The 16,714-nt window shown below is 43.0% G+C and carries 15 protein-coding genes; 10 read left to right on the top strand and 5 right to left on the bottom strand.

The features are described from left to right. Positions 1–158 precede the first annotated feature (158 nt). Positions 159–683: a hypothetical protein gene (locus tag AB8P51_RS06985; protein ID WP_369748072.1), complete on the top strand. Its 525-nt coding sequence runs from the start codon at positions 159–161 to the stop codon at positions 681–683. 28 nt (positions 684–711) lie between these two features. Here AB8P51_RS06985 and AB8P51_RS06980 read toward each other — a convergent pair whose 3' ends face one another. After that, on the bottom strand, positions 712–1,701 hold the full coding sequence (locus AB8P51_RS06980) for an acyl-ACP desaturase (protein ID WP_369748071.1): 990 nt from the start codon (positions 1,699–1,701) through the stop codon (positions 712–714). A gap of 66 nt (positions 1,702–1,767) precedes the next feature. Then, a complete protein-coding gene (locus AB8P51_RS06975) occupies positions 1,768–2,493 on the bottom strand; it encodes a metallophosphoesterase family protein (RefSeq protein WP_369748070.1) in 726 nt (241 codons plus the stop codon). Positions 2,494–2,650: 157 nt separating this feature from the next. Here AB8P51_RS06975 and AB8P51_RS06970 point away from each other — a divergent pair, with 157 nt between their 5' ends. After that, positions 2,651–3,607, top strand: coding sequence for a carbohydrate kinase (locus AB8P51_RS06970; RefSeq protein ID WP_369748069.1), 957 nt, complete (start codon positions 2,651–2,653; stop codon positions 3,605–3,607). Then, positions 3,604–5,544 carry an alpha-amylase family protein gene (locus tag AB8P51_RS06965; RefSeq protein ID WP_369748068.1) on the top strand — a complete coding sequence of 647 codons (1,941 nt, stop codon included), beginning with the start codon at positions 3,604–3,606 and terminating at the stop codon, positions 5,542–5,544. The genes AB8P51_RS06970 and AB8P51_RS06965 overlap by 4 nt, the downstream gene beginning before the upstream one ends. Here AB8P51_RS06965 and AB8P51_RS06960 read toward each other — a convergent pair. From AB8P51_RS06960 to AB8P51_RS06950, 3 genes are read right to left on the bottom strand one after another with little or no spacing between them, the layout of a single operon-like run. After that, positions 5,541–6,677 carry an ATP-binding protein gene (locus AB8P51_RS06960; protein WP_369748067.1) on the bottom strand — a complete coding sequence of 379 codons (1,137 nt, stop codon included), beginning with the start codon at positions 6,675–6,677 and terminating at the stop codon, positions 5,541–5,543. The genes AB8P51_RS06965 and AB8P51_RS06960 overlap by 4 nt on opposite strands. Further along, positions 6,674–7,441 (bottom strand): SDR family NAD(P)-dependent oxidoreductase, encoded by a 768-nt coding sequence (locus tag AB8P51_RS06955; RefSeq protein ID WP_369748066.1) that lies wholly within the window; start codon positions 7,439–7,441, stop codon positions 6,674–6,676. Before AB8P51_RS06955 ends, AB8P51_RS06960 begins: the two co-directional genes overlap by 4 nt. Before the next feature lie 9 nt (positions 7,442–7,450). Further along, positions 7,451–8,326 carry an aldo/keto reductase family oxidoreductase gene (locus AB8P51_RS06950; protein WP_369748065.1) on the bottom strand — a complete coding sequence of 292 codons (876 nt, stop codon included), beginning with the start codon at positions 8,324–8,326 and terminating at the stop codon, positions 7,451–7,453. Between the two features lie 156 nt (positions 8,327–8,482). On the opposite strand from AB8P51_RS06950, the gene AB8P51_RS06945 reads away from it, so the two are divergent. The 7 genes from AB8P51_RS06945 (at position 8,483) to AB8P51_RS06915 (ending at position 16,714) form a co-directional block, all read left to right on the top strand. Then, a complete protein-coding gene (locus tag AB8P51_RS06945) occupies positions 8,483–9,484 on the top strand; it encodes an AAA family ATPase (RefSeq protein ID WP_369748064.1) in 1,002 nt (333 codons plus the stop codon). Between the two features lie 65 nt (positions 9,485–9,549). After that, positions 9,550–10,416, top strand: coding sequence for a DUF58 domain-containing protein (locus tag AB8P51_RS06940; RefSeq protein WP_369748063.1), 867 nt, complete (start codon positions 9,550–9,552; stop codon positions 10,414–10,416). Between the two features lie 4 nt (positions 10,417–10,420). Continuing rightward, complete coding sequence (locus AB8P51_RS06935; RefSeq protein WP_369748062.1) at positions 10,421–12,076, top strand: hypothetical protein; 1,656 nt, start codon at positions 10,421–10,423, stop codon at positions 12,074–12,076. A 3-nt stretch (positions 12,077–12,079) separates the two neighbouring features. After that, positions 12,080–13,078 (top strand): VWA domain-containing protein, encoded by a 999-nt coding sequence (locus tag AB8P51_RS06930; RefSeq protein WP_369748061.1) that lies wholly within the window; start codon positions 12,080–12,082, stop codon positions 13,076–13,078. 3 nt (positions 13,079–13,081) lie between these two features. Next, a complete protein-coding gene (locus AB8P51_RS06925) occupies positions 13,082–14,128 on the top strand; it encodes a VWA domain-containing protein (RefSeq protein WP_369748060.1) in 1,047 nt (348 codons plus the stop codon). After that, positions 14,109–14,930, top strand: coding sequence for a tetratricopeptide repeat protein (locus AB8P51_RS06920; protein WP_369748059.1), 822 nt, complete (start codon positions 14,109–14,111; stop codon positions 14,928–14,930). The genes AB8P51_RS06925 and AB8P51_RS06920 overlap by 20 nt, the downstream gene beginning before the upstream one ends. Then, the gene (locus AB8P51_RS06915) at positions 14,930–16,714 is read left to right on the top strand and encodes a BatD family protein (protein WP_369748058.1); all 1,785 of its coding nucleotides are present in this window, start codon (positions 14,930–14,932) and stop codon (positions 16,712–16,714) included. The genes AB8P51_RS06920 and AB8P51_RS06915 overlap by 1 nt, the downstream gene beginning before the upstream one ends.

Below are 16,714 nucleotides of genomic sequence, written 5' to 3'. Positions count from 1 at the left end.
GGTTTATCATCACCCTATTGGCCGGTATCTATTTCTTTGTGATGTATTGTAGTCAGTGTTCCTGATAGTGAATCAGCAAAGGACAAGAACACAACCTGGACTCTTTGTTCTGGGAGCGTTAAATCAAAATGATCTAAAAGCAAACTAAATCTTTCACTATGGAGTTAGAATATATGGATATCTGGTGCTGGCTTATTCCCCTTAGTGTGGGGCTTATCTGCGGTTTTTTTGGCTACCTAATCGGTCGGGGATCAAACCCAAAGGTTGATTATGAGTCTCAGATAAAAGAGTTGAGTCGGGAAAATGAAAAAGCTAAGAACGATCTCGCCAAATGTGAGCAGAAACTAGCTGCGGGGTCCTCCTTAAATAATGGGGATTACACCGTCTTTGACTCTGCTGAAGCAAAAAAATATATTGGAAAATCAGTTAAACTTGATGATCTTACACTAGTAGAAGGGATCGGGCCTAAGATTCGAAGCCTGTTTCACAATTATGATATTAAAACCTGGAAGGCTCTGGCTGAAACTTCAGTTGCTAAGTGCCAGGAAGTACTCGATTCGGGAGGAGATCGCTACAAAGTTCACGATCCTGCCTCCTGGCCTATGCAGGCAAAAATGGCTTCAGAAGGAAAATGGAAAGAACTTGCAAGATGGCAGGAGGAACACAAACACGGAAAGTTATAAGTGAATTAAAATTACCCCTCGCCCATTTTCAGATAACGCCATTGGCCTGAACCCAACTAAATCGATACTGGTCTTCAGGAAACTTCATTCGTTCGGAAATTCGATGCAGGCGATCAGGAAGTTTCATTAAATAATCCCTTGCTTTTTCAGCCTCCTCATTCAGGCCTCTCAGGGTCCCCAATTCCCAGTAAGTATTTAACTTTTTCAGGATCTCAATATAATCCTGTGCCGTATAAACCCCCAGTCTTTGTGCACAATTTGAAAAATTCTCGAAGGCAGCGCCAATAGCACCCCCGGATTCCCGCAGAAAATGGGCAGGCATTACGATCTTGTGCTTCATCATATCTGCAAAAGCGAGGATCATGCCGTTGGGATCATGTCCCAGAATGGTCTTTACAAACTCGCGATATGCAAGGTGATGTCTCATTTCATCCCCTGCTATAATAGAACACATTTTACCCAACAGTAAATTTCCCTTTTTCTTGGCCATCTGACCTACTCGCTTATGAGAGATATTGGTTGCTAATTCCTGAAAAGTAGTATAAATAAAATTCTTGTAAGGATCCCGGTCTGTACCTATGTCGAATCCATCCGTGATCAAATATTGGGTAGAGATTTCAACCTGCCGCATGTTTACCCTTCCTGAAAGGTATAAGTACTTATTCAGTACATCTCCGTGCCTGTTTTCCTCTGCAGTCCATGCCCTGACCCATCTCGACCAGCCGTTGTTTTCTTTAGCATGCTGATTAATGCCTTCCACATCCATCAGCCAGGATTCATAAGTGGGCAGAGCCTCTTCCGTAATTGTATCTGCTACCAGAGTTACCCAGAAATCATATCCGAGTTCTTTTGCTTCTTCACGGATTTGCTCTACAGCATCGAAGAACCCATCCGACTGGGAATCCGGCAGGAAGTCTGAAGGCTGCCAAATTTCATCCGGAGGTATGAGAAAAGAATCCATAAAGCCTGATACTTGTGGCTCGATCGCATCCATCACTTCTAACCGAATATTCTTCATTTTTTGCGTCTTTTAAACAAAGTACGACAAATAAATATGGAAACTCTATTAAAGGATTACCAAAAATTAGTTTCGGCCGTTTTCCCCGGGGTAAAAAGAATATACCGCATCGCTTTGCCAAAATTCCTTGGTGTCTGCATCGATAATGGTCAAGGGCCCTTTGTAAGCCGCTGCGGTATCTATATTCCAAACATTGGCCGCCCTGTGAGGGACAGACTTACCAATCTTACTCAGGGGGGTGTGGCCTATATAGATCTCCGAGTAATGCAGTAATCGTTTAGGGTAATATATACTGTCTTTTGCAATTCCCGGATCCAAGGCTAAAGCCAGTTCCCAGAGTGTTCGATCCCAATAAAAAGTCTTTGAGAAGTATTCAAAATCTACTCCTTTTAAATTGGTAAATCCGGCATGAAGAAAAAGTCGTTTTTTATTATCCAGGTAATAATTGCGCAAAGATTTATAAAAGGAAATATGACTCTTTTTAACTTCTTCACCTGCTTTTTCGTACGACTCAATGGTAGCCTCTCCCCCATTCATCAACCAAAGTGGATTGTGTTCTCCTGTTTCAAGCCAGTGGTAACAGAGATCATCGTGATTCCCACGCAAAAATATGCATTGATAGTCTTGCTGTAATTTCAACAGGTATTCTACAGTCTCTACAGCCTCGCTCCATCCATCGACATAGTCGCCTAAAAAAATAAGCAGGTCATCCCGCTTAACGCCTGCTCTTTCCAAAACCTGGGGCAGGGCCTGTGCGCCGGCATGTATATCCCCAATGACCAATGTTCTCATGGCGCAAAAATCGTAAATTCTCTATGGAACACCTTACAGCTTTGGTAAAAATTTTGCCTGCTTAATTTCAACCCCTTATGAATAATCCCCCGCCGGGTTTATATTACGCAGATATTTTCCTATACTTGAACTCTCTAATCCTCTTTAAGGCCGTGTAATGTTGTCTAAAAAAATATTCTGTATCGGTGAGTTACTGATCGATTTTGTTGCAGAAAATCAGGGAGCTGATCTTTCAAAGGCTACTGTTTTTACCAAAAAGGCTGGGGGAGCTCCTGCAAATGTAGCCTGTGCAATTTCAAAACTGGGAGGGAACAGTGCGTTTATCGGATGCGTGGGGGAAGATCCATTCGGATCCTTTTTAATGAACAGAATAGATGCCTTTGATGTAGATCTTTCACTTGTACAGCGGTCATCTACCTTTACAACACTTGCTTTTGTATCCCTGGCGGAAAACGGGGAAAGGGATTTTGTGTTTTCCAGGGGGGCAGATCGGGAACTTCAATACGATTCCTCCATAAAAAGCTCTTTTCGTGACCAGATGGTCCATCTGGGGGCGGCAACAGCTCTTCTGGGAGGACCCCTGGAGAAAGCCTACAGCCACTATCTATTTGATGCCATTACTGAAAATGCCTTTATCAGTTTTGATCCCAATTACAGAGCAGACCTGTGGAAAGGAAACGAGAAAACCTTTGTCAAAAAGTGTATGCCTTATATCGAAAAATCCCATTTGTGTAAATTCAGTCTGGAAGAAGCCCAGATGTTATCAAAGAAGAACTCCCTCCCGGAAGCAAGTGAAGCTTTACACCAGATTGGGGCAGAAATTATTACCATTACCCTGGGTTCTGAGGGCACCTGGGTGAGTACAAAAAACTCCCGTCAGACCATTCCAAGTATTGCCGTCACCCCGGTGGATACTACCGGAGCAGGAGATGCTTTTATTGGTTGCCTACTACAACAAATCAGTCAGTTACCATCACATGAAATGTTATCAGAAAGCGAGTCTACATTGATGGAAATGGTAGAGGTTGCCAATAGAGCAGGCGCAATAACCACCACCGGTTACGGGGCGATCGATTCACTGCCGGATATAAATCAATTGAACAGTTCCGAATGAATCAATTGGCACTCCACAGGAAACTGGCCATGGAAGATTTACAGGATCTTCAGTCTGCCAAACCCGAAAATCTTTTCGAACAACGCCTCGAAACTAATCTGCCTTTGATAGAGGATTTATTTTTTTCTCTCTATACCAGTCCTGAACACAGGACCTACTTTAAAAAGCTTAAAAAGTTACTCCCGGAACTATTTAAAAAAAGACCTGAGGATCTAAAATATCAGGATCTCCGGTTATTAAAGCAGGGCAATTGGTACCAGTCGAATAAAATCACAGGCATGCAGTTGTACGTTGATCTCTTCAACAAAAATCTAAAGGGAATTGAGGAGAAGATCCCTTATTTTAAAGAACTGGGGGTTAATTTCCTGCACCTTATGCCCATTACCACAAGGCCGGCTGGTGAGAATGATGGCGGGTATGCCGTTAACAGTTATACTGAAGTTGACAGTAAATACGGTAACAGAAAATCGCTGCTCGAGCTCACCTCAAAGCTGCGCAAGAATGGAATTTACCTTATGCTCGACTTTGTAGTAAATCACACCTCAGATGAATATCCCTGGGCCAAAAAGGCGCTTGAAGGGGACAAGACCTACCAGGATTATTATTATATGTATCCGGATAGGACTATCCCCGATGCATTTGAAGCTAATTTGCCTGAGGTCTTTCCCTCAACTTCACCAGGAAATTTCACCTACAGACCTGAGATTTCCCAGTGGGTAATGACCGTCTTCAATTCTTATCAGTGGGATCTGAATTATACAAACCCTAAAGTCTTTCTGGAAATGCTCAGGAATCTGGTGGAGATGACCAATAGTGGGGTTGATGTTGTTCGTTTTGATGCCCTGGCCTTTCTCTGGAAAAAAATTGGAACGATCTCCCAGAATCTGCCAGAAGCGCATCAACTTATTTCCCTCTTCCGAATGTGTCTGCAGGTGGTTGCCCCGGGAGTTATTTTTCTGGCAGAAGCCATCGTTTCCCCCCACGATATTGTAAAGTATTTCGGGGAAGGGAGACGGGAAGGAAACGAATGCGATGTAGCCTACAATGCCTCCCTAATGTCCCTTTTATGGAATTCTATAGCAACAAAAAAAACGCTTCTGCTGCAGAAGTCCTTACATAATGTTCCCCAAAAACCGCCATCTTCTACCTGGATAAATTACCTCCGTTGCCATGATGATATCGGGCTGGGTCTGGACGATGGTTATATTGCCCAGTTGGGTTGGGACCCCTGGCTGCACAGGAAGTTTCTGATTGATTACTATTGCCAGGGCCTGGATTGGAGTCCGGCCGTTGGATATAAATTTATGGAGAACCCGGCTACAGGAGACAGCCGAATTACCGGGAGTTGTGCCTCTTTACTGGGTCTGGAAAAAGCCATGCGTACTCTGGATTCCGAAATGGTGATGATTTCAGTAAAGAAGATTCTGATGCTACATGGAATCATTCTTTCCTTTGGAGGAATTCCGATGATCTATGCAGGAGACGAACTTGGTACCCTAAATGATTACTCTTACCTTGATGATGAACATAAAAAGCAAGACAGTAGGTGGGTAAACAGACCCAGCCATAACTGGGAAGCTGTCGCACAACTCAGTGAACCTGATAAACCGTCTTCGCAAATTTTCATCGGAATCCGGCATATGATCTCCCTGCGAAGTAAGACCGGGGTTTTTACAGACCGTAACAATCTCGTCGTCCATGACCCTCGCAATCAACATTTATTCCTTTACGAAAGGACAGGAGCCAAGCTGGAGGGAGTACTGGTTGTAGCTAATTTTGACGAATCACCACAAATTCTTGATGCTGGGATACTTTCCAATTTGGGCTATGTTAATGACGGTTCATTACGTGATTTACTTTCTGACGGCAAATGGAAACTGACGAGTAGTCTGGTACAGATCGATCCGTTTCAGATTTTATGGCTGGTAAAGGACTAGCTGTAGCGCACTTTTCTGAGAATTCTCAATGATTCCTTCAGATTGTTATACACTTTTTCATCTACCGACTTAGTTGAGTTTTTTAATATTTCCATTTGATCCTTTGCCTCCTCAAATCCATTCAGATAACAAAGCAAATATGTGGCCGGGGCCAATTTGAGATCTGCACGTTCCGCCTTCGTAAGCTTCCTGTTTTTCTGGAGTTTTTGCAGCAGGGCATTATTGGTATTGTAGATATGGAAAAGCGTTTTCCGATCGTATTGGGGAGGTTGAAAGATCAGCTCACTTACGATCTGGTAAGTACCGTTGTCATTAAAAGTGATGCCTACCTCCTCCAGGGGATAATATCGCTGTTCCCTTCCAAGGCCTAATTGTACATATTCTGTGATAGCAAAGGTATCTTCAGTGATATCTATGGATATCTCATCCAAAGCAGAGTAAAAGAGCTTTACCTGTTCATTGATCAATTCAATATCTACCCTGGAGTAGTATGTTTTTTGTTTTACCTTTTTTCTATTCCCCGCCCAGCAAATGACAAATTGTTCCTTAAAAACCTTATAACTGCTGCTTAGGTCTTTATGCCTGTGATTGATAAAGTCGATTACCCCGTCGAGTGTGAGTTCAATATTATTTCTGGCGTGTTGCTCAATGGTAGCGACCATTTCCGAATTGAGATCTTTAAGTTCAATATCAAAAGCCTTCGGCATGCTGATGCTTCCTTCTCTGAAAAACACGGCCCCTCCGTAATATTTCCAGATATTTTTTCGGAGAGCACAGATCCGGCCATTCGATTTGATGGTCACCAGGCCTACCACCTTTCCTTCAGGTAAGTGCGGAAAGGGAATATTTTCATATGAAATCAACGGGGGGTTGTCCAGGTATGCGTTAACCAAATTTTGGATCTTGCTGTCGTCAAAGAAATCGACTCCAACAATCTTATTGTCTTCATCCTCAACCCCAATGACGATAAAAGAATTGTTTTTTGGATTGCTGTTGGCCAGGGCACAAACATGTTTCAGGAATTTAGCCTTTCCTTCCTTCTGGCCGATATCGATAAAACGCTTTTTATCATAAAAACTATTTTCGTCATTATGGGCCAGGAGATTTTTGACCAGAAGGCGTTTGTTAATCATTCCTTTTTCTTCACTATGGTACTACTCGCCTGGGCAGTAGGCATCACTACCAGGTCGGCAATATTTACATGGTAAGGCCTGGTGGTTACAAAATAAATGATGTCTGCAATATCTTCGGGTTTCAGAGGCTGATAGCCCTGATATACCTTTTTTGCCCTTTCTTCATCCCCTTTAAACCGAACTTCACTGAATTCTGTTTCTACAAGTCCGGGATTTACCGCTCCTACGCGTATTCCGTTTTCGTTAAGGTCTATTCTCATCCCCTGGTTGATGGCATCAACCGCGTGTTTGCTGGCACAATACACATTGCCCCCGGGGTATACTTCCTTCCCGGCAGTGGAGCCTATGTTGATAATATGCCCGTTTTTCCGCTGGATCATCCCTGGAAGAATAGCCCTGGAAACGTATAGCAATCCCTTTACATTTATGTCGATCATCGCATCCCAATCTTCCAAAGCTCCGCTTTGAATGGGGTCTAAGCCATGAGCGTTACCCGCATTGTTGACGAGGATATCGATTGAAGCAAACTCTTCAGGAAGGGATTGTATGGCAGCTCGAACATCTTCTTTTTTACGAACATCAAAGTTGAGGGTATGCACCGCGGTTTTATTTTGCAGTGTTTTTTTTAGGGCATCAAGTTTTTCCTGCCTCCTTCCACAAAGGATCAATTTGATATTGTTTTTTGCGAAAAGCTCTGCCGTGGCCTTCCCAATGCCACTGGTTGCTCCAGTGATAAAGGCTATTTTTTGTTTTTCTTGCATCATAATATTTCTTCAGGGAACCTTATGGCCTTGTGACGCCTCAAGCAGGAGAAACCAATCTTCCAGTTCCATCTCTACATTAACGGCCTTCATAGAATCTTCCAGTCGGTTAGCATTGGAAGTTCCAACTACCGGATGAATGTGAGCAGGATGCTTCATCAGCCAGGCCAGGATAAGCTGATCTTCACTTGCGTTATACTTCTTTTTCAATGGTAATAATACCTCCCTTATCCTCTTTGTTTTCTCATTATCCTCCCGAAAATATGAGCCGAGGGGAGACCATGCCATGGCCATTCTTTTCCTGCTGATACAATCATCAAGCGTTCCGTCATACATTACTCCATCAGCCGTGAGTGAACATTCAACCTGATTGGCCTGCACCGGGATGGCCGTTTCAAGCATGGCAATTTGGGAGGGTGTAAAATTAGACACCCCAAAAGACTTGATCTTCCCGCTGCTGAGCAGCTGTTCAATAGCTTTGGCTACTGGCTCGGGATCCAGTAATGGACTTGGGCGGTGTAGCAGGAATAGATCGAGGTATTCCGTCGTCAGTTTTTCAAGGGAGCGCTCGGCAGACCAGATGATATAATCTGTAGCGTAATTATAATGCTTTACCTTATTATCTCTGGCATCACACATATACTGAATTCCACATTTACTAATGAGCTGGATGTCCTTACGGGCAATTCCACTTTCAGCAAAGGCATTTCCAAATTCCTCTTCATTGCCATACCCGCCGTAAATATCAGCGTGGTCAAAGGTCGTAATCCCTGCTTCCAGGCAGTGATTCATCAGAGAGACCATCTCACTTTTTGAAAGTTGCTTACCCCATGATCCCCATGTCATGGTTCCGGCGATGATTCGGGAGAATTTTTTCGGTGATTTCATAAGTGATGAAATTACTAAAAATCCCTTAAATACATCATAAAACTTAGGGTTCCCGGGAATTTTTAACCAATCGTTAACAGGCAGTGAATGAATAAATTTTCAATTTGCATATCCTTTAAACTAAGAGATTGATAGACAACTACTAAAAGATATTTTATGGATGATAAAAGCACGGTAGATATAAGTGCGGTAAATGAGAAAATTGCTCAGGAAAGCGCGTTTATTGACCTGTTAATGATGGAGATGAACAAGGTTATCGTCGGGCAAAAGCATATGACGGAACGCCTATTGATCGGCCTTTTGGGACAAGGCCATATATTGCTGGAAGGGGTGCCGGGCCTGGCAAAGACCCTGGCGATAAACACCCTGGCAAAGGCTGTAAAGGGGAGTTTCAGCAGGATACAGTTTACCCCCGACCTGCTTCCTGCCGATGTGGTAGGAACCCTTATTTACAATATGAAGGAAAGCGATTTTTCTATAAAAAAAGGGCCTATTTTCGCCAATTTTGTTTTAGCAGATGAGATCAACCGGGCACCTGCGAAAGTACAATCTGCTTTGCTTGAAGCCATGCAGGAGCGACAGGTGACCATAGGGGATGAAACTTTCCCTCTCGATGCTCCATTCCTGGTTATGGCCACTCAGAACCCTATAGAACAGGAAGGAACATATCCTCTTCCCGAAGCTCAGGTAGACCGATTTATGCTTAAAACCATAATCGATTACCCGAAAATGACCGAAGAACAGCTGATTATCAGACAGAATCTGAACGGAGCATTCGAGGCTGTCAAACCAGTAGTGAGCCTAAAACAAATCCTTAGTGCTCAAAAGGCAGTCAGAGAGGTCTACATGGATGAAAAGATTGAAAAATATATTCTTGATCTTGTCTTTGCTACCAGATATCCTGAAAAATACAACCTGGAAAGTCTCAAACCTTTGATCAGTTTTGGGGCCTCACCAAGAGGAAGTATCAACATGGCCATTGCTGCCAAATGTTACGCTTTTATCAAGCGAAGAGGTTATGTAGTTCCAGAAGATGTACGGGCAGTAATTCACGACGTTCTAAGACACAGGGTTGGAATCACTTACGAAGCTGAAGCTGAAAGTATTACTTCTGAAGAAATTATCAATCGCATCGTAAACGAGATTGAAGTACCCTAGAAAGTTCAAGGAATTAATCCTGTTCAAATCTTCCTTTTTGAACCCAGTTGCCTAATCCTGAACCCATGGATACAAAAGAATTACTTAAAAAGGTTCGCAAGATTGAAATCAAGACCCGTCGGTTGTCCGACCATATTTTTGGTGGGGAGTATCACTCCACCTTTAAAGGACGGGGAATGACCTTCAGTGAAGTTCGGCAATATCAGTTTGGGGACGATGTACGCTCTATCGACTGGAATGTTACCGCCCGATACAACGAGCCTTATGTAAAAGTGTTCGAAGAAGAGCGGGAACTTACCCTGATGCTCCTGGTTGATATAAGTGGTTCTGAGCATTTTGGTACGGTAAACCAGTTTAAAAAAGATGTTATTACAGAAATATCGGCTACCCTGGCCTTTTCTGCCCTGCAAAACAACGATAAGGTAGGGATGATCATGTTCTCAGATGAAGTTGAACTCTTTATCCCCCCGAAAAAAGGGAAGAGTCATATTTTGAGAATCATCAGGGAATTACTGGAATTCAAGCCAAAAAGCAAGAAAACCGATCTGGTAGAGGCGCTTAAGTACCTCTCCAATGTCATGAAAAAAAGGACGATCATCTTTGTACTCTCTGATTTTATGATGGATGAGTATGAAAACACTCTGAAAATTGTGGGGAATAAACACGATGTTACCGGAATCAGAGTGTATGACCCCAGGGAGGAGGAAATTATGAACCTTGGATTAGTACAAATGGAGGATGCCGAAACGGGAGAAGTACATTTTGTAAATACCTCTTCAAAAAAAGTGAGGAATGCCTACCAGCAGTTTTACAGGGAAAAAGTAGCGTATTTTAAAAATGCCTTTACAAAGTCGGGTGCAGGAATATTACAGTGCCGGGTGGATGAAAGTTATGTAAAAAAATTATTGGGGTATTTTAAGCAAAGAGCCTAGATTGATGCTGAAGAGAAATTACACATACACGCCGTACGCTGTTCCTAAAAATTGGGCATGGGCAATATTGCCCTTTCTCTTCTATGCTGTATTAGGCGCGGCTCAGCAAGCTCCTGTAGTAAATACTTCCGTAGACACCACCTCAATAAAAATAGGAGAGCAGATAAAGTTTAAAGTATCGGTGGAAACAGATACTACTGCTCAGGTAATTTTTCCTGAGGGTCAGACCTTCTCCCCCCTGGAAACAGTTGAAGCCTTCAAAACGGATACGACCCGAAAGGCAGATCGGATGATCCTTCAAAAAATCTACGCCTTAACCCAATTCGATTCGGGTTCCTATATCCTTCCTGTTCAAAGGATAGAGATTGATGGGAAGGGATATTTTACAGACTCCCTCAGGGTAGAGGTAGCGACCGTTGAAGTAGATACTGTAACTAAGGAAATCTATGATATAAAGCCTCTGATTCCTGTCGAGAAAAATATGGCAAATATCCCATTCTATGTCTGGGTCATATTGGGAAGCCTTCTTATGATCGGAATTGTTCTCTGGTACTTTTTCAGGCGTAAACCTTTGAGCGAAGAGGAACAGCAAGCTATGCTCCCCCCCTATGACCGGGCACTACAGGAATTAAAAAAGCTCGAAAACTCCAAATATCTCATACAGGAGGAATATAAAAAATACTATTCTGAACTAACTGATATTGTTAGGTCATATCTGGAAGAGGATGTCCATATCTCTGCTCTTGAAAGTACCACAGATCAGCTTATCACCAAGCTGGAGCTGATGAAAGATGCAGGGGAATTAAAAATTGAAGACGAAACCATACAGCAGTTTAAACAAATCCTTTACACTGCAGACCTGGTGAAATTTGCGCGCTCAAAACCAGAAATGTCGAAGGCAGAAGAAGACAGGAAGTCTATAGAGCATATAGTTATAAAGACCAAGGAAGCCATCCCTGAACCCACTGAGGAGGAATTGATGGAGCAGGCTGCATACAAGGAAGTCCTGCGTAAAAAAGCCCTTAAAAAAAGATGGGTACAGGCAGGAGTGGCCACCGCAGCAATAGTGCTGCTTAGTCTGGTTGCCACTGTATACTATTACGGGATTGACAATGTCAGGAATTCGTTAATCTACCAGCCTTCTAAAAAACTACTCGAGGGAGAATGGGTATCCAGCTCCTATGGCTATCCCCCCATAGACATATCAGCTCCGGACGTTTTGCTAAGACAGGAGGTGGAACTTTCAGCTGAAGAAATGAATGTAGTACGAAACAAACAAGTATTTTCCTTTTACAATCCAGAAAATCTCTTTGGCGTAGGAACATCTTCCGTAATACTGGCAGAACCTACCGAACCCGATTATCAAAAGAGTATCGATAAAGCCCTTAAGGAATTCGCAGATAAAGGTGCCCGAAACATTATCACCAAACAAGAAGAATTCAGCTCTGTTTCCGGAGTCCCCGGGGTAAAAGTCTATGGCAGTGCTACCTTCCCGGGTGATAGTGAGAATGAGAGAATTAAAAGCAAATATGCGATCATCCTTTTTGGTGGAAAAGGATTCCAACAACAGGTGATTCTCTCATGGGAAGAGGGGGACCCTTATGCCGAACAGATCATTGAGAGAATAATTAATTCTATAGACGTTAAAACACAGGTTTAAGAAATGTTTGAAAATATTCAGTTTGCGAATCCACAATTCTTTTGGTTGCTCCTGGGGTTACCTCTGGCCATCCTGTGGTATTTCTTCAAACGAAAAGATCAGACAGCTACACTAAAAATCCCAAGCATAAAGGGGTTTCCAAAAAATGACATCCTTTCTAAACTGCGTCCTGTATTATTTGCCTTCAGGCTTCTTGCCCTGGCATGCATTATCACGGCAATGGCCAGGCCACAGATCAGAGAGGTCTCAACCCGTACAAAAACAACAAAGGGGATTGATATAGTGATGGCTATAGATGTTTCTTCCAGTATGCTGGCCAGGGACCTTCGTCCGAACCGACTTGCAGCTCTCAAGGAGGTGGCTTCTAATTTTATACAACAACGCCCCAATGACCGTATTGGGCTTGTCGCCTACGCGGGGGAAAGTTATACTAAAACCCCTATTACCAGCGACAAGGGGATTGTACTGAACGCGCTTAAAGAAATAACCTATGGCCAATTGGCAGATGGCACAGCTATTGGTATGGGCCTGGCTACTTCCGTTAATCGCTTAAAAGACAGTAAGGCCATAAGCAAAGTGATCATTCTCCTTACCGACGGTGTTAACAATTCAGGATTTATCGAACCTGAAACGGCCGCCAACCTGGCTGTTGAATTTGGTATAAAAACGTATACTATCGGACTAGGAACCAACGGCAATGCACTTTCGCCAATTGCGTACAATGCTGATGGATCATTCCGATATGGAATGCGACAGGTTGAAATCGACGAGGATCTCTTAAAGCAGATTGCTGAACTAACAGGAGGGCAATATTTCAGGGCGACCAACAACCAGAAACTGGAAGCAATCTATGAAGAGATCAACAAACTGGAAAAAACAGAAGTAGAAGAATTTAAATATTATAACAACGAAGAGAAATTCAGGCCCTGGGCCCTTCTTGCCGGAATCCTTCTGATTTCAGAATGGATATTGAGGACAATCTTATTTAAAAGTTTTGTTTAGGCCATGATACAGATAGACGAAGCGACATATTTCTATTTCTTCCTGCTCTTCCCGGGCATTGTGCTGCTGTATTTCGGTTTGGTATTCTGGAAAAAAAGAACTCAGAGGAAATTTGCCGATCCCGATTTGCTCAGAAGATTGGTTCCCACCCGTTCCAACTTTAAGAGTGGGTTAAAGTTAATTCTCCTTCTCTTAGGCCTTACAGGACTTATCCTCGGGCTGGCCAATCCAAAAATTGGAACCAAACTGGAAACCGTAAAGCGAGAGGGGGTTGATATTGTGTTTGCGATTGACGTATCCAAAAGTATGCTGGCCGAGGACATCGCACCAAACAGGTTGGAGAAGTCTAAACGACTGGTTTCCGAGATCATCAATCAACTGGCAAGTGACAGAATCGGAATTATTGCCTATGCCGGGCAGGCTGCTCCTCAATTGCCTATCACCACCGACTACGGAGTGGCAAAAATGTTCTTACAATATCTAAACACCGACCTTTTGTCATCCCTGGGTACGGCGATTGATGAGGCCATTAAACTAGCAACGACCTTCTATGACGATCAGGATCAGACGAACAGGGTTCTGTTCATTGTTTCAGATGGAGAGGATCACACAGACGGACGGGCTATAGATGCCGTGGATCTTGCGGTAGAAGAAGGAATAAGAGTGTTCACCATTGGAGTCGGAAAAGAAAAAGGAGCCCCAATTCCGATAAAAAGGAACGGAATTACACAGGAATTGAAAAAAGATGGAGAAGGCGAGGTAATTATTACCCGGCTGAATGCAGAAATATTGGAAGAAATTGCCGAAAAAGGAAATGGAGAATATATAGATGGCTCAAATACGGAAGAAGCTGTTGAAAAAATCAAGGAGGCTTTAAATCAAATTGATAAAACCGAATTTGAAGCCAAGCAGTTTGCGGATTATAAGGACCAATTTCAATGGTTTTTGGGTGCAGCCTTATTCTTCCTATTTTTAGATATCTTTTTACTCGACAGAAAAACAAAATGGCTACAAAAGTTAAATCTATTTAATGAAGAAGACCATGAATAAGATATGCTTGTTTTTTTTCGTGTGTTTCTTTGCCGTAGGCATAGCACAAGATGACAAAAAGAAAAACACTGAAAAGGATCTGAAGTCTTCCCTCGACCTAACCTGGGAGGCGAATCAGGAATTGTCTGAAAACGAATTCGTCAAGGCTGAAGCAGATTACCGAAGGGCGATCTCCAAAAGCGGTGAAAATGTTATTGCGCCTTATAACCTGGGAACGGCCTATTACAAAAAAGAAAGCCTGGAAGAAGCATTTGGCAGGTTTAAGCAGGCAGGGGAACTGGCCGAGGCTAAGCCTGAAAAACACAAGGCCTTTCACAATATGGGCAATGTATTTATGAAGAACGAGGAATACGCCAAGGCGGTTGAGGCTTACAAAGAAGCATTGAGGAATAATCCCGAAGACGAGGAAACCCGATATAATCTGGCACTGGCCAAAGCCCTGGCAGAGCAGCAGAAAAACCAGGACAAAGACGGGGACAAGGACGAAGAATCAAAGGAAGATGAAGATTCTGAAAATAAAGGCAAAAAAGAACAGGAAGACCAGCAACAAGACAATAAGGAAAAAGACGGAGGGGAACAGGAAGAAGATGAAAACAAGGACGGGGATGGAAATGAGAAAAAGGACCAGCCTAAGGAGGGCGAAAAACCCGACGAGCAAAAACAGCCACGCAGTAGTCAACTTTCTCCTCAACAAATAAAAAATCTGTTGGAAGCCATGCAGAATGAAGAAAATAAAGTGCAGGAAAAGATGAACGAAAAGAAGGTCAAAGGACCTAAGAGTAAAAATGCCAAAGATTGGTGATGATTAAAAATACAATCCATAGTGTTCTTCTTCTTTTCTTCCTGATTGGATCCTCTTTGGGATTCGCTCAGGAAGAGGAAACCATTGAGTTTAAAACAAATCTCAGCAAGAACAAGCTCGGGATTAATGAAAGACTCAGGGTAGAATTCACAATGAATAAAGACGGCGATAACTTTACCCCTCCTGATTTTGAAGGGTTTCGCGTACTTATGGGTCCTTCACAATCCATCAGTTCGTCCTGGATCAATGGGGTGAGAAGTTATTCCAAGACATATTCATATACCCTCGCGCCAACTGAACGGGGTACCTTTACCATAAAACAGGCTACGATTGTCATTGATGGAAAGACCTACAAAACTACACCTGCAAAAGTAGAGGTAACAGCTGCGGTTGACAAGCCCAGTGATCAGATGACAGCCGAGGATATCGCGGATGAAAATCTGCATCTTGTAGCTGAGGTATCAAAGACGCAACCCTATTTAAATGAGGGGATGAGTGTGGTCTACAAGCTTTATGTGAGTCCGTCCATCAATGTTTCCAATTTCCGTCCTCTTGATAATCCTACCTATAACAATTTCTGGAGCCAGGATATCCCTGTTACCTCTTATAATGTGAAGAATGGAACCTATCAAGGTAAATCATACCGATACGTTATTCTCAAGCGTGTGGTGCTGTATCCGCAAAAAAGCGGGGCACTGGAAATTGAGCCCCTTTCCCTTGACGTCACCCTGGAAGTGCCAACCAACAGGAGGGATTTCTTCGGACAGCCAATCTATACACAAACCCATAAAACAGTTTCTGCGGGGAAAAGGACTATCCAGGTAAAGCCGCTACCTACTCAGGGACAACCCAGCGATTTTAGTGGGGCTGTAGGCAGCTTCAGGTTTAATGTCTCTACCAGTAAAAAAACCCTTAAGGCCACTGAATCCCTTCAGGCCGTTGTTGAAGTTGAGGGCAAGGGAAATCTTAAACTCTTCCAATTACCTGCCCTGGAAATGCCCGGATCTCTGGAGGTTTATGAACCCGAGTATAATGAAAGTGTGAGGACAACCCTCTCGGGGATGCAGGGGAAAGTGAGTAATAACTATACGGTAGTACCTTCCTTTAAAGGGAAATATCCCATCCCCTCCATAAATTTCAGCTACTTTGATCCTCAGGATGGCGCCTATAAAACACTTACTTCTGATGAAATCAATATCGATGTAACCAGCGGCCCTCTTGAATCCTCAGGGGGAAATGTTTCTATTACCTCCAGTAATAAACGTCCTATTCAGGCAACCGGCAGTCAGTTCCACTTTATCAAGCTAACACCGAACTTCAGACCTATACAGGAGACCCCTTTCTTTGGCTCATTGCAATTCTATCTTTTCTTTTTAAGTCCGCTATTACTCATCCCCCTTGCAATAATATTTGGTAAAAGGAGAGAAGCGATTGCCAGTGATGTGGCCGGGAATAAAATTAAAAGAGCGAACAAGCTGGCAAGGAAATTCCTTTTTAAAGCCAGAAAGGCCATGGGAGAGAAAGACGAATTCTACATTGCCCTGGAAAAAGCTCTCCACAACTACCTGAAAGCGAAGCTTAAAATTGAAACCACAGAATTCAGTAAGGAAAAAATAGCAACCCTCTTACTTAAAAAAGAGGTTGACTCCGAAACCAACGACGGATTTATAGGCTTGCTGAAAAACTGTGAAATGGCCAGATACAGTCCTTTTTCCCAGGTTCAGATGCAAGCAGATTACGACAAGGCCATTGAAGTTATTTCAGCATTGGATAAACAACTATAA

The sequence above is a fragment of the Muriicola sp. SD30 genome (assembly GCF_041205185.1).
Taxonomy (GTDB): Bacteria; Bacteroidota; Bacteroidia; order Flavobacteriales; family Flavobacteriaceae; genus Muriicola.
The sequence above is the reverse complement of the archived record's forward strand: the minus strand, read 5'-3'. Positions and strand labels throughout refer to the sequence as shown.

Excerpts from the sequence above, each read along its gene's own strand:
- AB8P51_RS06985 (WP_369748072.1), top strand. The coding sequence starts at position 159 with ATGGAGTTAGAATATATGGATATCTGGTGCTGGCTTATTCCCCTTAGT.
- AB8P51_RS06980 (WP_369748071.1), bottom strand. The coding sequence starts at position 1,701 with ATGAAGAATATTCGGTTAGAAGTGATGGATGCGATCGAGCCACAAGTA.
- AB8P51_RS06975 (WP_369748070.1), bottom strand. The coding sequence starts at position 2,493 with ATGAGAACATTGGTCATTGGGGATATACATGCCGGCGCACAGGCCCTG.
- AB8P51_RS06970 (WP_369748069.1), top strand. The coding sequence starts at position 2,651 with ATGTTGTCTAAAAAAATATTCTGTATCGGTGAGTTACTGATCGATTTT.
- AB8P51_RS06965 (WP_369748068.1), top strand. The coding sequence starts at position 3,604 with ATGAATCAATTGGCACTCCACAGGAAACTGGCCATGGAAGATTTACAG.
- AB8P51_RS06960 (WP_369748067.1), bottom strand. The coding sequence starts at position 6,677 with ATGATTAACAAACGCCTTCTGGTCAAAAATCTCCTGGCCCATAATGAC.
- AB8P51_RS06955 (WP_369748066.1), bottom strand. The coding sequence starts at position 7,441 with ATGATGCAAGAAAAACAAAAAATAGCCTTTATCACTGGAGCAACCAGT.
- AB8P51_RS06950 (WP_369748065.1), bottom strand. The coding sequence starts at position 8,326 with ATGAAATCACCGAAAAAATTCTCCCGAATCATCGCCGGAACCATGACA.
- AB8P51_RS06945 (WP_369748064.1), top strand. The coding sequence starts at position 8,483 with ATGGATGATAAAAGCACGGTAGATATAAGTGCGGTAAATGAGAAAATT.
- AB8P51_RS06940 (WP_369748063.1), top strand. The coding sequence starts at position 9,550 with ATGGATACAAAAGAATTACTTAAAAAGGTTCGCAAGATTGAAATCAAG.
- AB8P51_RS06935 (WP_369748062.1), top strand. The coding sequence starts at position 10,421 with ATGCTGAAGAGAAATTACACATACACGCCGTACGCTGTTCCTAAAAAT.
- AB8P51_RS06930 (WP_369748061.1), top strand. The coding sequence starts at position 12,080 with ATGTTTGAAAATATTCAGTTTGCGAATCCACAATTCTTTTGGTTGCTC.
- AB8P51_RS06925 (WP_369748060.1), top strand. The coding sequence starts at position 13,082 with ATGATACAGATAGACGAAGCGACATATTTCTATTTCTTCCTGCTCTTC.
- AB8P51_RS06920 (WP_369748059.1), top strand. The coding sequence starts at position 14,109 with ATGAAGAAGACCATGAATAAGATATGCTTGTTTTTTTTCGTGTGTTTC.
- AB8P51_RS06915 (WP_369748058.1), top strand. The coding sequence starts at position 14,930 with ATGATTAAAAATACAATCCATAGTGTTCTTCTTCTTTTCTTCCTGATT.